The sequence below is a fragment of the Aeromonas diversa CDC 2478-85 genome, from assembly GCF_000819805.1.
GTDB lineage: Bacteria > Pseudomonadota > Gammaproteobacteria > Enterobacterales > Aeromonadaceae > Aeromonas > Aeromonas diversa.
Genome location: NZ_CDCE01000025.1, coordinates 15,002 through 36,809, shown reverse-complemented (window position 1 = coordinate 36,809; position 21,808 = coordinate 15,002). Strand labels below are relative to the sequence as shown.

Here is a 21,808-nt window from a genome sequence, read left to right as displayed (position 1 = left end):
GCGCTCAACGCACCCGGCATAGAGATGCAAAAAGGGGGAGGCCAATGGCCTCCCCCTTCTTATCACAGCGATGGATTAGTGGGACTTCATCCACATGTCCATGTCAGTCTTCAGGTTATCGGACTTGGTACCGAAGATGGCCTGGACACCGGAGCCAGCGACCACCACACCGGCGGCGCCCAGCTTCTTCAGACCGGCCTGGTCAACCTTGGCCACATCCTTCACACCGACACGCAGACGGGTGATGCAGGCATCCAGAGAGGCGATGTTCTCCTTGCCACCGAAGGCCAGCACCAGCTGCTCGGCCATGTAGTGTTCGGCCATTTCACCGACAGATTCTTCCTCGGTAGCGTCTTCACGACCCGGCGTCTTCAGATCCAGCGCCTTGATAGCCACGCGGAAGATGATGTAGTAGGCCGCGGCGTAGCACAGACCAACCAGCGGGAACATCCAGCCCTTGGTGGACTGAGAGAAGAGCACGACGTAGTCGATGAGACCATGGGAGAAGGTGGTACCGTGCTTCATGCCCAGCAGGATCATGACCACGAAGGCAGAGCCGGCCAGCAGGGCGTGGATGGCGTACAGTACCGGGGCCACGAACAGGAAGGCAAACTCAATCGGCTCGGTGATACCGGTCAGGAAGGAGGTCAGGGCTGCGGAGACCATGATACCACCGACCTTGGCACGGTTTTCCGGCTTGGCGGAGTGCCACATGGCGATGGCTGCAGCCGGCAGACCGTACATCTTGAACATGTAACCACCCGCCAGGTTACCGGCAGTGGGGTCACCAGCGATGTAACGAGCGATCTCACCGGTGAACACCTGGCCTGCGGCGTTGGTGTAAGAGCCGGCTTCGAAGAAGAAGGGCACGTTCCAGATGTGGTGCAGACCGAAGGGGATCAGGGAGCGCTCGACGATACCGTAGATACCGAAGGCCAGCGCCGGGTTCTGATAGGCAGCCCAGTGGGAGAAGCTCTGGATCAGACCGCCAACCGGGGGCCAGATGAACGCCATGACCACACCGGCGATGATAACGGCCAGACCGGTGATGATGGGCACAAAGCGCTTACCGGCGAAGAAGCCCAGGTACTCGGGCAGCTGAATACGGTAGAAGCGGTTGAACATGTAGGCGGCGATACCACCGGCTACGATACCGCCCAGCACACCCACGTTGGAGACCTTGTCGGCCATGGCGGCATAATCGGCAGCAGCCGGATCGAGGCCGGCAACGATGGGGGCGACCACACCGATGGTCTTGGTCAGAATGGCATAGCCAACGGTCGCGGCCAGGGCGGCAACGCCGTCGTTGTTGGTGAAGCCCAGGGCCACACCGATGGCGAAGATCAGTGCCATGTTGCCGAAGACGGCACCACCGGCCTGTTCCATGATTTGAGATACGATAGCAGGCAACCAGCTGAATTTGGCTGCGCCGACGCCGAGCAGAATACCTGCTACCGGCAGAACGGACACAGGCAGCATCAGCGATTTACCGACCTTTTGCAGGTTGGAAAATGCATTTTTCAACATTGTGTGTGCTCCTGATGAGGATTATTTACCATTAGGGTCAAGCGGAACTCATTCGCTGCCATTCATTCCTGATACGCCAGAAAATGAATCGACCCGAGAGTTTATTGTTAGACGGGGTAAATATAACTGCTCATCGAACAAGATGCTGTATCAATAAGCGTCAGGAAAACAAATTTGGAGGAAAGATCACAAGATTGATTAAGGAGAGAACAAGAGGGGAATTAAAGAATAAAATACCTCAAATATAACCCTAGCAGAAATATATATTAATATCCGTCACCAACTGTATTTGCATTACAACCAAAATTATCACGACGTATCCCCACGTAACACAACGTAACCAGCTCGGTGATTGCAAATAAAAACTCCCGCCATTAGGCGGGAGTCTCAGGGGATAAACGCTTATTTTTGCGACTGTCTGACTGCGTCAACGAACGTCTTTCTGGCGCTGGTCGAGCCTGCCCGCTCGGCCTCATCCACCAGTTTCATTGCCTTCTCAATATCGCCAGCCTTGACCGCATTGCCAATCTGAGTGCGATAGAAGGCATCGGTTTCGCCCAGCATGGCAGGTTTGGACGCCGATGCCGCCAAGGGGACTACCAGCTTGTTGGGGCTCTCGTTCACGACAGGAGCATTGGCATCGATGGCATCCTGATAGACAGGCTTGTAGTAGTTACTGTCGGTCTTGTTGCCGCTCAGGTCCTCAACCGAGAGATTCACGACACCCCAGGGAGAGTGAGGGATCACCGGGTCTTTGACCCCGTAATCGACCACACTCAACGACTTGGCCATCAACTTGGCCTGACTCATGATGGTGGTCGTTTCATCCAGCCCCTTGGGATCGGTATAGATAATCATGTAGGTTTCGTTGTTGGGATTGCCTACATAACTGCGGTCCACGGTGAACACAGCCTCTACCCTGTCGCCCTTGAGCATCCTGGCCGGCTCGTATTTAAATACGTCCTTACCCAGCTTACGGGTGACCTTGAATCTGGAGTCCAGCATCATCACGGTCGGATTGAACATGCTCTTCTCAATCACCCCTTCTACCGTAATACGCAGATCCCCGCTGTTGGCGGGCAGACGGAAGGCAGCCACATAGCTCTTACCCTCTTCAAACTGATAAGCCGCAGAAGCGCCATCGATCGGCACGATATGATCGCCAACCGAGAGCACTTTATAGGGCAGGGAGGTAAGATCATGGCAGCAAGGTTCGGCCTGGCTCAGGGCACTGATCGCCTGTTCTCTGCCATCTAACACCGCCTTGTACTCCTTGGTCGGCGCCACTGTGCTCTCCAGCGTCGCACAGCCTCCCAATGCCAATCCACACACCATGGCCAGAGCAATCTTGGTATAGGTCATTGCACCTCCCTTTTAATACAGAATCAAAAGATACGCCCCCGACAAGCGGGGGCGCGGGTTGTCAGCTTAGCGACAGATTACCACCAGGCTTCGGCTTGAACACCAAAGTTCCAGGCGTTGTCTTGCTTAACACCTTGGCTATCGGCACGGAAGGCACCATCATTCTGCGCATAGGAAGCAAATACACGGATCTCCGGACGAGCCCAGAAGCTGGAGCCAGCGGACCAGGCCTGAGCCAAGGTGTACTTGGCACCATCGGTGGACTTCTCGACACCACCCTTGGCAGTCTCGTTATCCTTGTAGTAACCCACTTCTGCGATGGTCTTCATGTAGTCGTTCCACTTGTACATGGGACGCACGACAGCCGAGAAGGTGTCACGATCCTCGTACTCGGAACCCCAGGCAGAGAAGTCGCTGGATTTGCCGTAGATGATTTGGTGACCGAATTCAACCTTGTCACCAACCGGCAGCACACCCCAGTTGATCAGGCGGAAGCCATCGCCGCTCTTGGAAGCAGCTTGCAGACCGCTACCGGAGCCACCGTCATAGCTGGTCGCTTGGCCAGCCAGACCATCGGCGAAGTACTGCACGGCGGTCTTGTTGAAGCCACCCAGCATCCCCTGAGTCAGCTCGGCGGTGATCATATGGCCATCGTTGATGCCCGGGAATTGCTTGTCTTGTTGATCGGTCGGGTTGGCCATGGCGAAGTCATAACCCAGCTCCAACGAAGCATCAGCCCAGAGGGGAATACCGGCGTAACGGATGTCGAAGACGTTGGTGTCCAGAGTCTTGGTGTTCTCCTTGGCATCGTACTCAGACCAAGGGTCATTACGCAGCACAGCAACGGAGAGCTTGCCAGGACCAGCCTGGATGTTCTCTACACCGGCACCGGCACCGGAAACATCCCAGTAGTAGGTGTCGGAGATATGAATGTCATGGCGCTGGTAGTAACGCTTACCGGCCCACAGGGTCTCGTTGCCACCGAATAGGTTTTTGGCCTGTACGTTAAACTGGCGCAGAGCGAAGGTTGAATCACCACTGGTACTGTCGGCTTCCCAGTCACGTTTCTGACCAGAGGTCATGGCAAACATGGAGTCTACGTAGAAGGACTTGTTTTCCTTGTTGTAGACCTCTTGACCCAGCTGAACCTCGCCATAGGTCTCATTCTCGTTACCCAGACGGCCGACCTTGTGTTTATCAATGGTCTGCATTTCACCGTTATCGGATACACCAACGCCGGAGCGGAAGTAGCCGTGGAAATCAACGGCAGAGGCGGAGGCGGAGGCCAGGGCAGCGGTCACTGCTGCAGCAATCGGGAGCCACTTTGCTTTCATGTTTTAGTTCCTTAATTTCCCGTTGTGGATGTGTGTTCCAAAAATCCGGTTCACTATCGCCGCCAGAGGATGTCGAAAATGCTTGGCGTGATAACCGAGCGGATTATAGGGAGCGCCCAGCAGGGGAAACCATGAGGCAATTCACAAAACGGCGACAAATTGCGCCAAACCAGATCTGATTGAAAATAAAATCAATGAAATCGTTTTCTTTTGAACAGATAACCCACAAAAACACACAAAAAAGGTCAAGCATTGCGCCTGAAAGCGATATCCTTGATTATTAATCCCTTGAAATTAAGAGTGAGAAGGCTAATTTCACCATTAAAATATGATTGAAAGCGCTTTCTTGATTAAAAAATACGCGCTCAATGCAAATATGCTATGCGCATAATTAAGAGCCAAGGTGGATGAAAAAGTTCCACCCGAGGCATAAATAAAACGAGAAAATAGAGACTCAAATAACCCACAAAATACAATGATGCTCCATCGATTGTATGTAGACGCCGCTTGTCATCTTTTCATCACGGACTCCCTTTAGGCTCTGTCCATCCTGTTTGGACTGGCCTCCACCCAGAGGAGTCGTATCATGCGCATCGGCCGCTTCACTCATTTTTTTTCCCTCTGCCTGCTGCTACTGGCTGGCACGCTCACCCTGGCGCTGTGGCAGGGTGCCCGCCAGCTTGCCGCCGAGCAGCAGGCGCTATTCACGCTTCAGGTACTGCAGCAAAGGCTCGGTCAGCAACTCCCAACCCGATTGCAGGAGTATCTGGGAAACGGTAACAACGAGAGCCTCCAGCAGGCGATCCGTCTACTGGACGCCGCCATCAGTCAGCTGCCCCAAACCCAGCCCGAGCTGGGAGAGACCCTTGGCACCCTGCGCCAGCGCATGAAGAGCGACTACCTGGCCGCCGGTAAACTCTCCGGCACCCCGGCGCTACTGCTACAGCACGCAGAGCAGGAGATGGCCGGGCAGATCCGCCAGTTGCTGGCCTATGCGGGGCGTCCGGTCGACCCGGCACTGGAGCCGGCGCGTCTGGCCTATCAGATCCAGGCGCAGGCACTGGCCACCACCCTGATCGAACTCATCCACCAGCGAGAGAGTTATCAGGGCCAGGGAGAGACGGGGAACAAGAAGGCGCTGGAGCAGACCCTGGCGCTGATGCAGGGCCAGTACCGGCAGCTCGCGACCCTCCCCCTGCTGGGCCATCTGGAAGAGAAAGAGGAGCCGCTGCTCCCCTTGCTCACTCCGGCACCCCCTGCCGAGCTGGGTGAGCAGGCCAGAGATGAACTCGCCTCCTTGCTGCGACGCTACCCTAAGGAGCTGGACGAGACGACCCGACAGCTGGCCCGCCAGCAGCAGGCCCGCCAGCAGATCCGCCAGGATGTGGCCTCGCTCTATGCACTGCTCGACACCCTGGTGAAATCCCAGCAAACCGAGCGCCAGCAGGGCTTGTCGCAACTGGGCTCGACCATTGCGTCGATGGCCGCCGCCCTGGTGCTCTTTACCCTGCTGGGCTGGGGCTTCCAATACCGCTGGGTACTGCGTCCGCTCAGGCGCCTGCAGCGGGCCTTCGCGGCACTGGCGCAGACCGGCCAGGCAGAGCCCCTGCCCGCCATGGGTCAGGGTAACGAGCTGGCCGAAATAGGTGAGAGCTATAACCAACTTATCGTGCAGTGGCAACGCAGCAGCCAGACCAAGGCCAGCCAGCTCGATGCCGTCTCGCGCCATCTCAATGAGATGGTGACCCACGTGGAGCAGATCTGTCATAGCACCCGGAGTGCGGCCTCAGTGGTCAGAGAGAGCGGCGACATGATGCGAGAACTCGATCTGCTGGCTGCCGAGGTGCGCCAGGTGGCCGACGAGATAGCGCACCACGCCCATCACAATGAGCACACCATGCGCGAGAGCGAGAGCGTGGTCCAGGCGATGCTGGAGGCGAGCCGCAAGACCACGGGAGCCATCGACGAGAGCCGCAGCGCCATCAAGGGGGTGACCCTCTCCCTCAACGAGGTGGAGGCCATGGTGGAGGTGATAGGGCACATAGCGCAGCAGACCAACCTGCTGGCCCTCAACGCCGCCATCGAGGCGGCGCGCGCCGGTAAGCAGGGGGAAGGGTTTGCCGTGGTGGCCGACGAGGTTCGCCACCTCTCGACCGACACCCAACGCTCCCTGCAGCAGATCGTCGGTGTGCTCGGCAGGCTGCAAGAGGCCGGCGGTCGGCTCTCGGCCTCCATGGAGCAGATAGAGCAGCACGCCCGGGCACAGCAGAGCCAGGCGGGCACCCTCTTTGGCGTGACTCGCGCGATGCAGGAGAGCGCCCGCAGCACGGCCAGCATCGCCTGTCAGGGAGCCGGCAATGCCCGCTCCCAGTCAGAATACCTGACGCGCTTTGCAGCGCTGATGGAGCAGCTGCATCAGCAGTCGGCCCGGGTCACCGAGGAGGCGACCCGAGTTGCCAGCCACATGGGGGAGCAGGCCTGCCGGATCCCGGCCATCCTGCGCCAGTGATCAGGCCTCTTTGGCCTCGGGGGCGGGCTCGCTCTTCTTGCTCTCCTTGGACTCCTTTCCCTTGCCGCCGGCCAGGGGGGTCACATTGGACTGAGCCTCTCCGAGCGCCTGGGAGTGGCCGAGGAAGACGCCGCCCGGTTGGATAGAGAGGGTGCCGCCACGGCAAATACCCTGCAACCGGCCATGGGCCAGGATGGCGACCGAGGTCGCCTCGCAGGTGCCCTCAAGCACCCCGTCCAGCTCCACCTCGGGGGCGTGAACCTCCCCCTCGATGCGCCCGCCCTGCATCACCCTCACCCGGCCTTCGGTCATGGTCACATTGCCCACCAGGCGCCCGAAGACCAGAAGCTGCCCCTGCAGTTGGAGGTTGCCGGTAAAGGTGGCCTCGGCGGCCAATACGGTCTGTGCCGGCTCGCTCATCGCGGCGACGGGAGCCTTGGGTTTGTCACGACCAAACATTATGAATCTCTCTATCACGTATCCGATGAGTGCCACCAGGGCACATCCAGTGGGGATGAGGTAGAGCCCCAACCCCAGCATGTAGCAAAGCAGTGCTACCCCCCACAGCAGACAGGTGAGGGTAAGCAGGCGCTCGCGACCCGCTGACTTCATGAGTGGATAACCTGTTGTGGTGGCGCCGATGACGGCGCATGAGGCGGACGCACTGCGCCCTGCGCAGCCGCCCAACGGGCGGCCTGACAAGGTACAACGACCGGCTTAGGCGAGAACTTGAGGGCGCCACTCCAGATAGGCGGGGTTGCCGGCAAAACCCAGCTCCCGATAGAGGGGGTCCCCCATGGCACTGGCGTGCAGCCACACCTTGCCCAGTGCCAGCCGACAGGCCTCCTGCTCGATGGCAGTCACCAGGGCTCGGGCCACATACGGCGGCGCCAGGCGGGCAGCACAAACATGTTGAGCAGGTAACCCTCGCGCCCGGCCAGATTGCCCGGGTAGGGGGGCCGGCAAAAGAGCGCCAGCGAGCCCGCCCCCACCACCTCGCCCTCTGTTTCTGCGACCCAGTGCAGACAGGCCCCATCCGCCAGGGTCTGTGCGAAGTAATCGGCCAGCACAACCGCCAGCGCGGGATCCTCGTCCGTCGACGCGAGATCTCCCTCTTCCACAAACAGGGCCAACCGCAAGCGGGTCAAGGCCGGCTCATCCCCCTGCTGTGCCCGTCGAATTCTCATCACGCCTACTTGCATCACACGGTTAAAAGAAAGGGCACCGGCTATCGGGGCCCGCTGATTGTAAGAGTGGGCTCATGTGAGCACAACGCGGTGGCCGTGTCACGGGATCAGCACACGGCTCTCCCCTCCCCCCAGCGCCTCGACCCGCACCTGCACGCCGATGCGCTCGACCAGGGTCTGTACATGGGAGATGACCCCGATCTGCCGTCCGCTCGCCTGCAGCGAGTCGAGGCAGGAGAGGGCCAGATCCAGGCTGTCAGGATCCAGGGTGCCGAACCCCTCGTCGATGAAGAGCGACTCCACCTGGGTCTGCTTGGACGACAGGCTCGAGAGCGCCAGGGCCAACGCCAGGGAGACCAGGAAGCTCTCACCGCCGGAGAGGGAATCGACCGAGCGCACCTCGTCCCCCATGTCGAGATCCACCACCTGCAGCGCCAGGTCGGTGCCGGGCACCCGCTCCAGCCGGTAGCGCGGCGACAGGTCGCCCAGCTGGGCATTGGCCTCGAGCAGCAGCCGCTCCAGGGTGAGACTCTGGGCGAAGGTGCGCAGCTTGGCTCCGTTGGCCTGCCCGATGAGATCGCACAACTGCTGCCAGTGATCGGCCACCGCCTGCTGGGTGGCCAGCTCCTGCTGCAAGCTGCCCGCCCTGAGGGCGGCCGCCTCGGCCTGGGCCAGGGCGCTCTTGCACGCAAACAGTTGCTCATCCAGGTCACGACAGTGGGCTTCCAGCTCGGCCAGACGCTGCACCAGCTCCTCCTGCGCCAGGGCAGCCAGCTCGGGGTGGTGCTCCTGATAGCGATCCCGCTTGCTCTGCTCCAGCGCCAGCGCCCGTTGCCGCTCGGCGAGGCGGGTGCGGGCCTCGCCCACGGCGTCCTCCAACCCCTGCAAGGCAGTGCGGCGCGCCTTGAGCTCTTCCGGGCTGATGGCCAGCAGGCGGCGCAGGTCATATTCGGCGATGCCTAGGGCGCTGGCGTGAGCGGCCCAGCGGCCCAGCACCTCGCGCTTGCGCCGGCTGCTGACCTGTTTCTCCTGCTCCATGTGGGCGAGGCGAGTCTTGAGTTCAGTCTGGCGCTCACGCAGGGCGCGCGCGCTGCCTTGCATCGCCTCCAACTCGCTGGCGATCTGTTGCAGGCGCGCCTGCCAGCGACTCTCGACCAGGGCTATCTCTTCCCCCCCCAAACAGGCGGCGCGACTGGTGAGCAGCCCCTGGCGCTGCTGATCGTGCTCCTTGTAGTCGCGCTCGAGCTTGTGCAGCACGTCGCGCTGGGTCTGCAGGCGCGCCTCCTGAGCGCTCAGGGCAGGGGTGAGGCTGGCAATCTCGCCGGCCAGCCGCTCCCACTCGCTCTGGCCGTGCAGCCAGGCCTCGCAGGCACGCTGCCACTCGTGCCACTGCCGAGTGCCGAGCCACTGGCGCCAGGGCTGGCCCCCCATCTGCTCGTCGAGGCGAAGGCCTCCCAGCTCGAGACGCTGACGCAGGGTGGCCTCCTGCTCCCCCATCGCCTTCACTTCCCCTTCCAGGGTGATGCGCTGACGGTCGGCTTCCTGCCACTGCTGGTCGAACTGCTGGTGCCGCTCGGCCAGCTGACTCAGTTGCTGGCGAATCCCCTGTAACTGCTGCTGGCCGAGCTGAGCCTCACGCAACAGCTGCTGGCTCTGGGCCAGCCCCTGCTCCAGGGTTTGGCTGCGGCCTATCAGGGTGCTCATCAGCTCCTTCCACTCGAGGGGGCGTTGGCTTCGCGGCAATGGATGACCCAGCAGGTTATCGCCGCCCAGCTGCAACCAGCGTTGGGTCAGCTGCTCGGCACGCGTCTCCAGCTCGGGAAGATGCTGCTGGCGTACCAGCAGCTGGCGCGCCAGCTCCTGATGCTCGCTCTCGCACTGAATGCATTGATGATTGAGCCGCTCCCATTCGAGCTCCAGGCTCTGGGCCCGCTGTGCCAGTTGACCCAGAATGCCGGCAACCTGCGGCTGGCTCTGGCGGTAGGGGTGCTCCTCGGCGCCGCACAGCGGGCAAGGGGTGCCATCGCTGAGGAGGTGGCGATACTGCTCAAAACTGGCCACAGCCCGGGACTGCTCCAGCGCATGGCGCGCCTCGTCCCGCTGCAAGGCGAGGCGCTCGCGGGCCGGCACCAGCTCTGCGCTGAGGGTGGCCAACTTGCCCAGCGCCTGCTCCAGCTGTGCTATCTCCTGTTGCAACCGGGTGTGCTGCTCGGCATGGCTGTGGGCGTAATCGACCAGCTCCAGCAGCTGACGCACTTGCCCCAGCTGCTCGGTCTGCTGCTGCCACTGATCCTGTGCCTTGGCGAGGCGGCTCTCCCACTGCTGCTGCTCCAGCTCGAGCTGCTGCTGTTGCAGCCGCGCCAGTTCGCGCTGCCAGTAGTCGCGCTCCTGCTGACCCTGCTCCAGTTGACGTTGCAACTGTTGCAGGGCGCTCAGCTTGCGATCCCGCAGGATGAGCAGTTGCTGCAAGGTGTCGGCATCCTCGCTCCAGTCCTGCATGGCGGTGAGCAGGGGCTGCCACTGGCGGGCGACCGGCGCCAGCTCCTTGTGCTCTTCAAGCCAGAGGCTCCACTGCTGGTGCTCACCCTTGAGCTGCGCCACCTGCTGGCTCTGCTCGCGCCAGCCTTGCTCCAGGGTGCGCTGCACCTCCCGCTCCTGTGCCCCCTCCTGCTGGATCTTCTGCAACTGCTGCTGCTTTTCCCGAATGCGGGTGTCGAGCTCTTGCGCCCGCTTGAGCTCGGGCTGCAGGGCGCCCCATTCGCGCTCGGCGGCGATCTTCTCGGCCAGCAACTGCTGTTCGGTCAGCACGCTCTGCTGGGCCTGCTCTTCGAGTTGGGCCAGCTCGGGGCCGAGTTCGGCGATCACCTTCTCCTGCTGCTGCACCTCCAGGGTGAGGCGGGCCAGTTCGTCGTGATCGGCGCGGGCCACCTGGGCCTGTTCGACGCGGGCGAACTCCTCGCGTTCGGCGGCGGCGGCGCCATGAGCCAGCAGGGCCCTCTCCAGCGCCGCTTCCCCCTCCAGGCAACCTCGCTGCTGGTCGGCGATGCGGCTATTAAGATCGCGCAGATCCTGCATCAGCTGCTGTTGCTGCTGCTCGTGCTTGAGGCTGGAGGTAAGGCTCACCTGCTGGCTCACCCACTGCCTGCGGCTCTCCTCATCCATCAGTACCAGGTCGCCGAGGCGCTGGCCGATGGTCGCCAGCTTCTGCTGCTCCTCCCGCGCTCGCTCATAGGTCTGCATGGAGATGGCGGAGTAGAGCTCGGTGCCGGTCATCCGCTCGAGCAGGGCGGATCGCTCGTTGGCATCGGACTTGAGGAAGGCGGCAAACTCCCCCTGCGGCAATATGACGGCGCGGCGAAACTGCTCCCAGGAGAGGCCCACCAACTCGTCGATGCGATCCTGCAGCTCCCGCTTGCTGCCCGAGAAGACCTGACCCGACTCGACGTCGGTCAGGGAGCGCTCTTGCGCCTGAAAGCGCCCCTCGGCACGGTTACGGGCCCGGCGCACCGTCCAGCGGGCGCGCCAGGTGCGACCGTCACAGCCGCGAAAGCTCACCTCGGCAAAGCCGCTGGCATGGCCGCGACTGAGGATGTTTTTGACATCATTGGCCGTTAATTTGTCTTTCTCGTCTTCATGGGCGCGGCCAATTTTCTCGACATTCTTGCGATTGGCGATAAAACGGGGCATCTCGTCGTAGAGGGCCAGGCAAATGGCGTCGAGCAGCGTGCTCTTGCCGGCACCGGTGTTGCCTGTGATGGCAAAGAGACCGGCCGCCCCGAGCGCACCACGGGTAAAGTCGATGGTGAAGGAGCCGGTCAGGCTGGCCAGATTCTCACCGGATAGAGACAAGATTTTCATATGCCGGACTCCTTGACCTGCTCCAGGATCTCTTCAAACGAGGCGACGAGTGACGCGTCGGGTTCCCCCTCGAACTGGCGCTGATAGCAGAGGCGAAACACCTCGGTGGGAGAGAGTTCATCGAGTCTGCGTCGAGCCAGACCATCGGCCAGACCCTCGCCCGACCCTTGATAGCGGGTACTGATGCGAGCCAGGCGTACCGGCTTGCCTGCCAGGGCCGAGAGAATGCGCTCGCGGATGCGGGCCTCGGGCTTGGGCAGCAGCAGGCGTACCTCGAGATAGGGGCGGGCGCCGGCCTCGACCTCGGGCAAATCGAGGGCCGTGATGGCCGCCAGCGCCTCGTCGAGACCCTGCTCGGGGAGCCGGATCATGGGGGCGGTACGCGGCACCATGAGGCGCGTCACGCTCACCTCGCGCCCGTCCAGGGTCACCTCCAGCACCTGGTGGCGGTAGTCGGCCTCAGAGAGCGACAGCGGCAGCGGCGAACCGCTGTAGTGAACCCGCTCGCCGATGTGCTGGGCCAGGTGCAGGTGACCCAGGGCCGTGTAGTCGGCGCCCTCGAACAGATCGCTTGGCAGGGCATGCTGGTTACCGCCGAGCACCTTGCGCTCGGAGAGCTCGGAGAGCTGGCCGCGTGCCAGATAGGCGTGGCCCATGGCGATGAGGGGCAGCTCCCCGGCCCGTCGGCGCCCCTCATCGAGCACCTGGCGATAGACGGCGCGCACCCCCTCCACCAACCTGTCTTCCCCGTCGGCGAGCTCCCGGGTGCGCAGATCGCTGCTGCGCAGAAACGGCACAGCGGCGCACCAGGCCTGCACGACCCCGTCGCCCCCGGTCAGCGGCACCAACAGACGCTCGAGCTCGAGTTCACCCTCGGCATCCCGGCTGATGCTGCCGACCAGGTGCAGGTCGAAGGCGCGCAGCAGCTCATGGGGCGCATCCAGCTTGGAGGGCGAGTCGTGGTTACCACCGATGAGCACCAGGTTGAGGGCCGGATGGTCGGCCCGCAGCCGCGCCAGGAAGCGGTAGAGCTGCTGCCAGGCGCTGGCGGGCGGGTTGGCGGTGTCGAACAGATCGCCCGCCACCAGCAGGGCATCGGGACGACGCTCGTCGATGGTGGCGGCGAGCCAGTCGAGAAAGGCCTGATGTTCGGCGTGGCGATCGTGACCGTGGAGCTGGTGCCCCAGGTGCCAGTCCGCGGTGTGGAGGATCTTCATGATGACTCTGCAAAAATGGAGGCGATGACACTCTCAGATGGGGGCAGCCAGCCCCGAGATCAAGCCTGGGGCTCAGGGCTGCTCTGAGTTTGCTTACCAACAAACTCAATGAGATAGAGATGGTGGCCGGTCAGGGGATCCGTCTCTTCCCCATGAATGCTAAACCCGTGGTGGCGATAGAAACGCAGGGCCTCGTCGTTCTCGGCATAGACCTTGGCCCTTAGCTGCGGCAGCAGCTCCTTGGCCTGAGCCAGCAAGGCATGGCCGACGCCGCGTCCCTGGCGGTCCGGGCGCACAAACAGGGCCGCCAGGTAGTCGTCCACCAGCGCCATAAAGCCGAGCAGATCGCCACGCTCGTCACAGACCCAGATCTCGGCCTTGTCGAGGTAACGGATACGCAGCTCCTCCTGCACCCGCCACCAGCTGGAAGCGTCGACAAAGTCGTGAGACTGCAGCGAGGCGAGCAGCCAGATCTCGAGAACGGCATCCATGTCTTGTGTCTGTGCGGGTCTTATCATCGATTCGACTCCTGAGTGTTCGCTCAATGAGCAGTCTAGGGGGGATTGAGCGGGCTGTTCCAAACGAAAAACCTCTCCTGTGAGCTGGCTCCGCTTTTTTTAACCAAAGTAAGGCGCTGATCACAGGCCGCACTTTTGCAGTACAATGCCGGCCTGACAACCGAGGAGACCGACGACGCCATGTGGTTCAAGAACCTGCAGATCTACCGTTTTACCCGCCCCTTCGAGCTGACCGTGGAGCAGCTGGAGACCCAGCTCGAGAGCTGCCTCTTCACCCCCTGCGGCAGCCAGGATCTCTCCCGATTCGGCTGGGTCAAACCGCTTGGCAAGTTCGGCGCTACTCTGGCCCACAGCGCCTCCGGCCAGATCCTCATCTGCGCCCGCAAGGAAGAGAAGATGCTGCCCGGGTCGGTCGTGAAAGAGATGCTGGCCGAGAAGGTGGAAGAGCTCGAGCATGAGCAGGGCCGCGCCCTGAAGAAGAAAGAGAAAGAAGCGCTCAAGGAGGAGATCCTCCACACCCTGCTGCCGCGCGCCTTCAGCCGCACCAGCCAGACCTTCGCCTGGATCAATCCGGCCGACAACCTGATGGTGGTGGACGCGGGCTCGGCCAAGAAGGCCGATGACCTGCTGGCCCTGCTGCGCAAGAGCATCGGCACCCTGCCGGTGGTGCCGGTAGCCCTCAAGAACCCGCCCGAGATCACCATGACCGAGTGGCTGAACGAGGGGAACCTACCCGCCAGTTTCACCCTGGAAGACGAGGCGGAGCTGCGCAGCGCCATGGAGCACGGCGGCATCATCCGCTGCAAGCAGCAGGACCTGATGACTGACGAAATCAAGAATCACCTGGCCAACGACAAGCTGGTGACCAAGCTGGCCCTCAACTGGGGCGAGACCCTGAGCTTTGTGCTGGGGGATGACCTCTCGGTCAAGCGCCTCAAGTTCAGCGAAGAGCTGCGCGAGCAAAACGACGACATCACCAGTGAAGATCTGGCCGCCCGTCTGGATGCCGACTTCGCCCTGGTCACCGCCGAGCTGGCCCAGTTCATCCCGGCCCTGTTTGCCGCCCTGGGGGGCGAGGAGCAGGCACTCTGAGTTGCCCGCCGTGAAGGCCGCCCAAGGGCGGCCTTCTTATTTGTACGCACTCAACAACCAATCACCCGCCAACTGCCTGTTTTTAGCAATCAACCGTCAGGATCCTGCGCGAAAGAGGCGGTAAAACTTACTTACAATTTAATCAAAAACATCATTGCCGGCGCCGGCTTGAGTCTTTATAGTCCCGCCGAAACGATGATTGACGCATCATGCCGCGCAACCAGGCATGCCCCGCAATTCTCCTTTCGCCAACCTGCTTATTGACGGCTGCGCCAGCAGCTACTGACTGCCATTAGCGAGGTGACGATATGGACCACTCCCTTCCCCTGATCACGACCCTGGTGGGCGGCTTCGTGCTGGCCTACCTGCTCGGCATGCTGGCGAGCCGCCTGAAGATCTCTCCCATGGTGGGGTATCTGGCGGCCGGCGTCATCAGCGGCCCCTTCACCCCCGGCTATGTGGCCGACCTGCAGCTCGCCCCCGAACTCGCCGAGATCGGCGTGATCCTGCTGATGTTCGGAGTCGGGCTCCATTTTTCCTTAAGCGATCTCTTGTCGGTCAAGCGCATCGCCATCCCGGGTGCCATCGTCCAGATTACCCTGGCCACCCTGCTCGGGCTTGGGCTCGGCCACCTGCAAGGCTGGGGCCTCATCCCCGGTCTGGTGTTTGGCCTGGCCCTCTCCACCGCCAGCACAGTGGTGCTGCTGCGAGCGCTGGAGAGTCTCGGCCTGGTCGACTCCCACGAGGGACGCATCGCCATCGGCTGGCTCATCGTCGAGGATCTGGTGATGGTGCTGGCCCTGGTCATGCTGCCGATCCTGGCCGACTTGCAGCACGGCGGCGAGACGCTGCGCCTCACCAGCGTGCTGGCCGATATGGGACTGATCCTGGCCAAGGTGGCCGCCTTCATCGCCCTGATGATCGTCGGCGGGCGGCGCGTCATCCCCTGGCTGCTGGCGCGCACCATCGCCACCGGCTCGCGGGAGCTGTTCACCCTGGCGGTGCTCTCCTGTTCGCTCGGCGTCGCCTTCGGTGCGGTCAAGCTGTTCGGGGTCTCGTTCGCCCTCGGCGCCTTCTTCGCCGGGGTGGTGATGAACAGCTCGAGTCTCAGCCACAAGGCGGCCAGCGACACCCTGCCGCTGCAAGACGCCTTCGCCGTGCTCTTTTTCGTCTCGGTGGGCATGCTGTTTGACCCGGCCATCTTGCTGCGCGAGCCGCTGGCGGTGCTGGCCACCGTCTTCATCATACTGTTTGGCAAGTCGGTGGCGGCGTTTGCCATCGTGCGCCTGTTTGGCCACAGCCGGCAGACGGCACTCACCATCTCGGCGAGCCTGGCCCAAGTGGGGGAGTTCTCCTTCATCCTGATGGGGCTCGGCGTGGCCCTGCGCCTGGTGCCGGACGTGGCGCGCGACCTGGTGCTCATCGGCGCCTGCCTCTCCATCGCGGTGAACCCCCTGGTGTTCAACCTGGCCGAGCGCTGGCGCCTGCGCTGGGAAGCCCCTTCTCGATGACAAAATCATAACTAATTGAGTGGCAAAGCAAACTTGAAGGTGAGCCACAATTGTGACAGTGTCGGAAATTCATCCATGACCGACACGGAGTCGTCACCATGCTCATGAAGCCCCTCGCCCTCTCCCTGACCCTCGCCCTGCTGGCCGGCTGCGCCGACCCGCAGGGCTTTCATTATGCGCCGCCGCCCCAAACCCTGATCGCCCCCGAGGCGTCGAGCGGCTGGAGCGACAAGCCGGGTTGGCAGGGACACGACTTCATGGTGGCCGCCGCCAACCCCCTGGCGGTGGACGCCGGCTTTCAGGTGATCCGCGCCGGTGGCTCGGCGGTGGACGCCGCCATCGCGGTGCAACTGGTGCTGACCCTGGTCGAGCCCCAATCCTCCGGCATCGGCGGCGGCACCCTGCTGCTGGTGTGGGACGGCCGGCAGGTGAGCGCGGTAGACGGGCGCGAGACGGCGCCGGCGGCGGCCACCGACCAGCTGTTTATGAAAGAGGGCAAGCCGATGGACTTCTACGACGGCGTGGTGGGTGGCCGCTCGGTGGGGGCCCCCGGCACGGTGCGTGCCCTGGCTCTGGCCCACCAGCGCTACGGCAAGCTACCCTGGCGGGATCTCTTCACTCCGGCCATCACGCTCGCCGAGCAGGGCTTTACCATCAGCCCGCGGCTGGCCACCCTGCTCGCCAAGGAGCCCTATCTGGCCAGAGACGCCGACGCCCGCGCCTACTTCTACCTGCCGGACGGACGCCCCAAGGCGGTCGGCACCCGCCTGACCAACCCGGCCCTGGCCAAGGTGCTGCGCACCCTGGCCGAGCAGGGAGCGGACGCCTTCTATCAGGGCCCCCTGGCCGAGGCCATGGTGGCCAAGGTGCAGGGGCACCCGAGCAACCCCGGGCTGCTGACCTTAAACGATCTCACCGACTACCGTGCCAAGGTGCGCGATGGCCTCTGCTTTGACTACCGGGCACACAGGATCTGCGGCTTCCCTACCCCCTCCTCGGGCACCCTGGCGCTCGGCCAGATCTTCGGCATACTGGAGGGGCGCGACATGAGCGCGCTGGCACCGGTGAAGAGCGCCAACGGGCGCCAGGCCGCCTCGGCCGACGCCATCCACCTCTACAGTGAAGCGGCCCGTCTCGCCTTTGCCGATCGCAACCGTTATGTGGCCGATGCCGACCAGGTGGCGGTGCCGGTAGCCGGTCTGCTCGACAAGGGCTATCTGGCCGAGCGCGCCCGCCTCATCGGGCCGCGCAGCATGGGCAGCGCCGCCCCCGGTACCCCGCCCCAGACCCAGGCACGCGGACGGGACGCCACCCCCGAGCTCCCCTCCACCAGCCACGTCTCCATCGTCGACCCAAGCGGCATGGCCATCTCCATGACCAGCTCCATCGAGGACGGTTTCGGCTCGCGCCTGATGGTCAACGGCTACCTGCTCAACAACCAGCTCACCGATTTCTCCTTCACCTCGGTCGATGCCGCCGGCCTGCCGGTCGCCAACCGGGTCGAGCCGGGCAAGCGGCCACGCTCCTCCATGTCACCCCTGCTGGTGTTTGACAAGCAAAGTGGCGAGCTGGAGATGACCCTCGGCTCCCCGGGGGGGTCGGCCATCATCAACTACGTGGGCAAGACCCTGCTCGGCACTCTGGACTGGGGGCTGACCCTGCAACAGGCCATCGATCTGCCGAACTTCGGCAGCCGCAATGGCCCCACCGAGCTCGAGCAGGGACGCACCCCGCCCGAGGTGGTGGAGGGGCTCAAGGCCAGGGGGCACGAGGTGGTACTCGGGGAGCAGACCTCGGGCCTGCAGGGGGTGCAGCGCAATGGCGCCGGTTGGTTTGGCGCCGCCGATCCGCGCCGGGAGGGGATCGCCAAGGGGCAGTGATCAGGAGTGATCGTCTCTGAGCAGGTCGAGCGCCCCCAGGGAGGTCAGGGGCGCACCGAGATCAGGCTCAGACAGTTGCCACCTGGCGCGGATCCGGCTGGCAACCCCCTCCTTCTCGAGTTGGTGGAGCAACCCATTGAAGCGGCTCACCTCATCGGGAGAGACGCGCCCCTTGGCAAAACCGATGCGGTACTCGACTTTAAGATTCACGCCACCGAGCTGACGCACTCCGCTCAGCTTGTTTTGACGTAAGTGGTAATCGGCCGAATGGATGTTACTGAAATAGAGGGGATAACGGCGATAAACCAGCTTGGCCAACCCCTTGGCATCGGCGTTGGGCTGGACGTCGAGCGTCATGCCAACCCCGGTGCGGGCCATCACCTCCTGGTTGACCTGCTCGAGCAGATACTGGGTGAAGGAGGGGCCGAAGGTGCCCACCTTCATGCCCGAGAGGGTGTCGGCAGACAGGGTCTGAAGGGGAGAGTCAGAGGCACAATAAAAACCGTAGCGGGTGGAGGCGATGGGGGCCGAGAAGTTCAGCTTCACCAGCCGCTCCGGGGTCACCCCGAGGGGAAACATGGCATCGACCCAACCGCGCTCGAGCATCAGCCTGGCCCGGCGGCTGGGACGATAGAGGATCTCACACCCCTCGGCCCGACGGCGGCAGGCTTCTTTCACCAACTCCACCAAGGCCCCCTGTGCCCTCCCCGCCTCATCGGCAAAGGTAAAGGGAGCAAAGTCGTGAACGACCATGCGAAGAGGATGTCCCTGACCAGGCAGGGCCACCAGGGCGAGAAACACGAGCAGAGAGAGTCGATACCGCGACATGTAAGCATCCATACGAACCCGTCGTGATGATACCTCGGCCCGTGTGCCGGCCAGCAAAGCAATTGCGTCTTTTGTGAATAGCCGCACAAACGGGGAGAGCACTGATCACGACAGCATGGCCTCGCCAGGAGAGCTATTCTTCATGACGTGGCCAGCATGGCGTCCCCTCCCAGGCTGTTGTTATTTGACTACGAATGACTCCCGTAATGGGCTGTTTGGCTCCAACAGAGGACCCCCGCTGTTATGGGGTTGTAACTCTTCCCACCGGGGGGAACCGGGAAAATGGTAGCGAAAACGTTATAGTCAAAAAGAAAACGTTATCTGGCCAAAACGTTGTTTCTGGATCATAAAAGTATCCAAAAACTGGTGTATATTGCCCGGCGAAAATTCCTTTAACCATGAAGACTGACATGAAAAAGACCAAGATTGTCTGCACCATCGGTCCCAAGACCGAATCCAAAGAGATGCTGGCCAAACTGCTGGACGCTGGCATGAACGTCATGCGCCTGAACTTCTCCCACGGCGACTACGAAGAGCACGGCTCCCGTATCCGCAACCTGCGCGAAGTGATGGCCGAGACCGGTCGCAAGGCCGCCATCCTGCTCGATACCAAGGGTCCGGAAATCCGTACCATGAAGCTGGAAGGGGGCAACGACGTCTCCCTGGTTGCCGGCCAAACCTTCACCTTCACCACCGACCAGACTGTCGTGGGTAACAAGGACAAGGTTGCCGTGACCTACCCGGGCTTTGCCAGCGACCTGCGCGTGGGCAACCGCATCCTGGTTGACGACGGTCTGATCGGTCTGGACGTCATCGAAATCACCGAGCGTGAAGTGATCTGTAAGGTCCTGAACAACGGCGATCTGGGCGAGAACAAGGGCGTTAACCTGCCGGGCGTCTCCATCAAGCTGCCGGCCCTGGCCGAGAAGGACAAGCGTGACCTGGTGTTTGGTTGCGAGCAGGGCGTGGACTTCGTCGCCGCCTCCTTCATCCGCAAGAAGGAAGACGTGCTGGAAATCCGTGAGCACCTGAAGTCCCACGGTGGTGAAGCCATCCAGATCATCTCCAAGATCGAAAACCAGGAAGGCCTGGACAACTTCGACGAGATCCTGGCTGTCTCCGATGGCATCATGGTCGCCCGCGGCGACATGGGTGTCGAAATCCCGGTTGAAGAGGTGATCTTCGCCCAGAAGATGATCATCGAGAAGTGCAACAAGGCGCGTAAAGTGGTTATCACCGCGACCCAGATGCTCGACTCCATGATCAAGAACCCGCGTCCGACCCGCGCCGAAGCCGGCGACGTGGCCAACGCCATCCTGGACGGCACCGACGCTGTCATGCTGTCCGGTGAGTCCGCCAAGGGTAAGTACCCGCTGGAAGCCGTGACCATCATGGCCACCATCTGTGAGCGTACCGATGGCGTGATGCCGTCCAACCTGTCTGCTGCCAACGACAGCAACAAGCTGCGCATCACCGAAGCCGTGTGCAAGGGTGCGGTCGAGACCTCAGAGAAGCTGGACGCCCCGCTGATCGTGGTTGCCACCGAAGGCGGCAAGTCTGCCAAGGCCATCCGCAAGTACTTCCCGAAAGCCTGGATCCTGGCCATCACCACCAACCAGAAGACCGCAGCCCAGCTCTCCCTGTCCAAGGGTGTGATGGCGCACGTGGTTGACTCCATCGCCTCCACCGACGACTTCTACCGCATCGGTATGGAAGCCGCGCTGCAAAGCGGCATGGGCGTGAAGGGTGATGTTGTTGTCATGGTCTCCGGTGCTCTGGTACCGAGCGGCACCACCAACACCTCCTCCGTGCACGTGCTGTAATCACAGCCCAGTGACGAAAACGGCGCCTGATGGCGCCGTTTTTTTATCCCAGTCCAACCTGAGGCCGTTCATCTTGCAGCGGACACTCCTCATCATGAAAGCGCCTCGCAATCTCCTGAAAGTGGCCCTCTATCGCCAGGAAGGCGTCCACCACCACAGGGTCGAAGTGCTGACCACGGCCCTCCCGAATGATACTCACCGCCTTCTCATGGGAAAAAGGCGGTTTGTAGACTCTTTTGGAGATGAGTGCATCATAAACGTCGGCCACACTCATCAGACGGGCACTCAGGGGGATCGCCTCTCCTTTGAGCCCCTCGGGATAACCACTACCATCCCACTTCTCCTGATGGGAATAGGCAATCTCATTGGCCAAATTCAGAAATGCACATTCGAAGTCGAGTGCCTCCTCCACCGCCTTGAGCGCCTTCAACCCCTGGGTGGTATGGCTCTTCATCACCTCAAATTCATCCTCAGTGAGTTTGCCCGGTTTGAGTAGCACTTGATCGGGGATCCCGACCTTGCCAACGTCGTGTAGCGGAGCCGATTTGAAGAGCAGTTCAATCACGGCGGGCGTGAGTTGATCCATATAACGCCCTTCTGATACCAACTGGTTGGCCAACGCCCTGACATAGTGTTGGGTCCGCCGAATGTGGTTGCCTGTCTCGTTATCCCGCGTCTCGGCCAAGGAGGCCATGGCCACTATGATGGCGTCTTGCAGCATTTCCAATTCGTGAGTCCGCGCCTTCACTCTCTGCTCGAGGACTTCATTTTGTCTGGCCAGCGCTTCTCTCGCCTGTCTCAACCTGATGTGAGTCTTGACCCGACTCAACAAGATGGGGGGACTGATTGGCTTCATGATGTAATCGACGGCGCCGACACTAAAGCCCATCTGCTCATCCTCGATTTGGGATTTGGCCGTCAGAAAAATCACCGGTATCTCAGCAAGATCGGGATGCGCCTTGATGCGACGACACACTTCGTAGCCATCGATTTCGGGCATCATCACATCAAGCAGCACCAGATCAGGGTGACTTCGGTGGCAGATCTCAAGCGCCTGCGAACCATTCACGGCCACCAGCACCCGATAGTGGGATTTGAGCAAACCAATCAAGACGGCCCGATTCTCAGGATTATCGTCGACAACCAAAATCGTCTCATTCAT

General features: G+C 61.9%; 14 protein-coding genes and 1 pseudogene. 5 read left to right on the top strand and 10 right to left on the bottom strand.

The annotated features are described in order from the left end of the window. Positions 1-75: 75 nt before the first annotated feature. The 3 genes from ptsG to BN1121_RS08245 form a co-directional block, all read right to left on the bottom strand. Positions 76-1,527, bottom strand: a complete 1,452-nt coding sequence (gene ptsG / locus BN1121_RS08255; RefSeq protein ID WP_005351032.1) for a PTS glucose transporter subunit IIBC — start codon at positions 1,525-1,527, stop codon at positions 76-78. Between the two features lie 402 nt (positions 1,528-1,929). Then, positions 1,930-2,889: a MalM family protein gene (locus BN1121_RS08250; protein WP_005351029.1), complete on the bottom strand. Its 960-nt coding sequence runs from the start codon at positions 2,887-2,889 to the stop codon at positions 1,930-1,932. A gap of 77 nt (positions 2,890-2,966) precedes the next feature. Then, complete coding sequence (locus BN1121_RS08245; RefSeq protein ID WP_005351027.1) at positions 2,967-4,223, bottom strand: maltoporin; 1,257 nt, start codon at positions 4,221-4,223, stop codon at positions 2,967-2,969. Between the two features lie 586 nt (positions 4,224-4,809). Between BN1121_RS08245 and BN1121_RS08240 the strand changes: the two genes are divergently transcribed. Then, on the top strand, positions 4,810-6,732 hold the full coding sequence (locus BN1121_RS08240; RefSeq protein WP_005351024.1) for a methyl-accepting chemotaxis protein: 1,923 nt from the start codon (positions 4,810-4,812) through the stop codon (positions 6,730-6,732). Here BN1121_RS08240 and BN1121_RS08235 read toward each other — a convergent pair whose 3' ends face one another. From BN1121_RS08235 to BN1121_RS08215, 5 genes and pseudogenes are all read right to left on the bottom strand, one after another. Beyond that, positions 6,733-7,344, bottom strand: coding sequence for a bactofilin family protein (locus tag BN1121_RS08235; RefSeq protein WP_005351019.1), 612 nt, complete (start codon positions 7,342-7,344; stop codon positions 6,733-6,735). A gap of 105 nt (positions 7,345-7,449) precedes the next feature. Then, positions 7,450-7,919: pseudogene (locus BN1121_RS08230) on the bottom strand (GNAT family N-acetyltransferase). A gap of 99 nt (positions 7,920-8,018) precedes the next feature. Then, positions 8,019-11,777, bottom strand: a complete 3,759-nt coding sequence (locus BN1121_RS08225; RefSeq protein ID WP_005351012.1) for an AAA family ATPase — start codon at positions 11,775-11,777, stop codon at positions 8,019-8,021. Beyond that, positions 11,774-12,994: an exonuclease SbcCD subunit D C-terminal domain-containing protein gene (locus BN1121_RS08220; protein ID WP_005351010.1), complete on the bottom strand. Its 1,221-nt coding sequence runs from the start codon at positions 12,992-12,994 to the stop codon at positions 11,774-11,776. Before BN1121_RS08220 ends, BN1121_RS08225 begins: the two co-directional genes overlap by 4 nt. A gap of 59 nt (positions 12,995-13,053) precedes the next feature. Further along, on the bottom strand, positions 13,054-13,512 hold the full coding sequence (locus BN1121_RS08215; RefSeq protein WP_043597642.1) for a GNAT family N-acetyltransferase: 459 nt from the start codon (positions 13,510-13,512) through the stop codon (positions 13,054-13,056). 180 nt (positions 13,513-13,692) lie between these two features. On the opposite strand from BN1121_RS08215, the gene rdgC reads away from it, so the two are divergent. The 3 genes from rdgC (at position 13,693) to ggt (ending at position 17,995) form a co-directional block, all read left to right on the top strand. Then, a complete protein-coding gene (gene rdgC, locus BN1121_RS08210; protein WP_005351006.1) occupies positions 13,693-14,604 on the top strand; it encodes a recombination-associated protein RdgC in 912 nt (303 codons plus the stop codon). A 308-nt stretch (positions 14,605-14,912) separates the two neighbouring features. Next, positions 14,913-16,115: a cation:proton antiporter domain-containing protein gene (locus tag BN1121_RS08205; protein WP_005351003.1), complete on the top strand. Its 1,203-nt coding sequence runs from the start codon at positions 14,913-14,915 to the stop codon at positions 16,113-16,115. 98 nt (positions 16,116-16,213) lie between these two features. Further along, positions 16,214-17,995, top strand: coding sequence for a gamma-glutamyltransferase (ggt, locus tag BN1121_RS08200; protein WP_005350999.1), 1,782 nt, complete (start codon positions 16,214-16,216; stop codon positions 17,993-17,995). On the opposite strand, the gene BN1121_RS08195 is transcribed toward ggt, so the two are convergent. Continuing rightward, positions 17,996-18,823: a substrate-binding periplasmic protein gene (locus BN1121_RS08195; protein WP_005350996.1), complete on the bottom strand. Its 828-nt coding sequence runs from the start codon at positions 18,821-18,823 to the stop codon at positions 17,996-17,998. 410 nt (positions 18,824-19,233) lie between these two features. Here BN1121_RS08195 and pykF point away from each other — a divergent pair, with 410 nt between their 5' ends. Then, a complete protein-coding gene (gene pykF / locus BN1121_RS08190; protein WP_005350986.1) occupies positions 19,234-20,646 on the top strand; it encodes a pyruvate kinase PykF in 1,413 nt (470 codons plus the stop codon). A gap of 43 nt (positions 20,647-20,689) precedes the next feature. Here pykF and BN1121_RS08185 read toward each other — a convergent pair whose 3' ends face one another. Beyond that, positions 20,690-21,808, bottom strand: a complete 1,119-nt coding sequence (locus tag BN1121_RS08185) for a response regulator (protein WP_005350984.1) — start codon at positions 21,806-21,808, stop codon at positions 20,690-20,692.

What these genes read in the sequence shown, in the direction of transcription:
- BN1121_RS08250 (WP_005351029.1), bottom strand. Translation starts at nt 2,889, where the DNA reads ATGACCTATACCAAGATTGCTCTGGCCATGGTGTGTGGATTGGCATTG.
- BN1121_RS08185 (WP_005350984.1), bottom strand. Translation starts at nt 21,808, where the DNA reads ATGAATGAGACGATTTTGGTTGTCGACGATAATCCTGAGAATCGGGCC.
- BN1121_RS08245 (WP_005351027.1), bottom strand. Translation starts at nt 4,223, where the DNA reads ATGAAAGCAAAGTGGCTCCCGATTGCTGCAGCAGTGACCGCTGCCCTG.
- BN1121_RS08195 (WP_005350996.1), bottom strand. Translation starts at nt 18,823, where the DNA reads ATGTCGCGGTATCGACTCTCTCTGCTCGTGTTTCTCGCCCTGGTGGCC.
- BN1121_RS08240 (WP_005351024.1), top strand. Translation starts at nt 4,810, where the DNA reads ATGCGCATCGGCCGCTTCACTCATTTTTTTTCCCTCTGCCTGCTGCTA.
- BN1121_RS08220 (WP_005351010.1), bottom strand. Translation starts at nt 12,994, where the DNA reads ATGAAGATCCTCCACACCGCGGACTGGCACCTGGGGCACCAGCTCCAC.
- ptsG (WP_005351032.1), bottom strand. Translation starts at nt 1,527, where the DNA reads ATGTTGAAAAATGCATTTTCCAACCTGCAAAAGGTCGGTAAATCGCTG.
- BN1121_RS08225 (WP_005351012.1), bottom strand. Translation starts at nt 11,777, where the DNA reads ATGAAAATCTTGTCTCTATCCGGTGAGAATCTGGCCAGCCTGACCGGC.
- BN1121_RS08215 (WP_043597642.1), bottom strand. Translation starts at nt 13,512, where the DNA reads ATGATAAGACCCGCACAGACACAAGACATGGATGCCGTTCTCGAGATC.
- BN1121_RS08205 (WP_005351003.1), top strand. Translation starts at nt 14,913, where the DNA reads ATGGACCACTCCCTTCCCCTGATCACGACCCTGGTGGGCGGCTTCGTG.
- BN1121_RS08235 (WP_005351019.1), bottom strand. Translation starts at nt 7,344, where the DNA reads ATGAAGTCAGCGGGTCGCGAGCGCCTGCTTACCCTCACCTGTCTGCTG.
- pykF (WP_005350986.1), top strand. Translation starts at nt 19,234, where the DNA reads ATGAAAAAGACCAAGATTGTCTGCACCATCGGTCCCAAGACCGAATCC.
- ggt (WP_005350999.1), top strand. Translation starts at nt 16,214, where the DNA reads ATGCTCATGAAGCCCCTCGCCCTCTCCCTGACCCTCGCCCTGCTGGCC.
- rdgC (WP_005351006.1), top strand. Translation starts at nt 13,693, where the DNA reads ATGTGGTTCAAGAACCTGCAGATCTACCGTTTTACCCGCCCCTTCGAG.